Consider the following 1,108-nt stretch of genomic DNA (forward strand, 5'->3'; position numbering starts at 1 on the left):
GTCACTGCGCTTTGCGATGAAATTTTCCCGTGCTTGCAACTGAGTGCGATAGCTGGGGGGCCCTAAGCGAGATGGAAGGGTTGTGTGGATGCCGCGACGTTTCAATACAGACTTGTCTCCGACATTCATTCCGAGTTTGGACGGAGAATTTTTACGGGGCCGCCAAATTCGCGGATCGCATCGTGCCGGCTCGCGCCGACGACGCGAAGACGATCTTGCTTCTTGTGGGCGACACCGGCTTACAAGTGTCGTGGACCGCCTGTGCGACCGCTTCCGCGCCGTCCTCGATATTCCCGGCAATCACTATTGGTACGGCGGGACCGAATGGGACGGCGGCGCCGCGCCCAACGGGACAACTACGTCGTCGATCATACCTTTTCGGCGTCATCGCGGCGACGCTGTAGACAGACTTCCGCCAGATCGATCCTTTTGCCGAGCGGGATTGCGTGGGCGCCATGAACGACTTTCTGCTAATCCCCGGCCTGACACGCGGACGCTTCCACTGCCTGTGACGTTGTTGCCTGCCATCGCGCTCCTTTATTCCGATAGCGGTCAGCTGAAAGTCGCATGCCGGACCGCTCGACATTGTTCGAATTGGCAACTAATAGCGATAGCGGAAACCTCTATGATCGACTTACCCATTCGCGATGGATGTTGTCATGGATGCTATTGTCTGGATCGCATTGCTCCTCGCATGCCTGCTTTCATACGAGATGCCGATCTATATCGCGCGCCTGACAGGATATGAGGCCGAACTCGCCTCCCTCTGGGCGACGGGCTGGGGGGACAATCTCGCGGGCCGCGTGGTTTTTGTGGCTGTCTACATGGTTGCGGGGTTGGTCTCCTGGCTCCTCCCAGTTCTCCTGATTTATGTACTTATACATCCGCGATACGGCGCGTCCTGGCGCCCTCGCGTCGCTGCGATTGTGTCCTTTCCGTTCCTGCCGTTCAAGCCGTGGTATCATCGGCTTTACCAGGATATTGAGGCGAGAGCGGAACAGACGGAACGCAAGCGAGGCCTCAAGCAGCTATACAAAAAAGAGTTTTCCGACCAGTTCCCCTCATTCGCGAATTTCGAGCACTTCTATAATTGGTCGGAGACAAACGG

Annotated in this window: 1 protein-coding gene; it reads left to right on the top strand. The window is 56.9% G+C overall.

Going from position 1 to position 1,108, the window contains the following annotated elements; genetic code table 11:
- Positions 1-659 precede the first annotated feature (659 nt).
- The coding region (locus FJ980_RS33505; protein WP_140547653.1) for a hypothetical protein at positions 660-1,108 on the top strand (449 nt) is incomplete at its 3' end.

Origin of the sequence: Mesorhizobium sp. B1-1-5 (genome assembly GCF_006443065.1) — a bacterium.
Classification (GTDB): Bacteria; Pseudomonadota; Alphaproteobacteria; order Rhizobiales; family Rhizobiaceae; genus Mesorhizobium.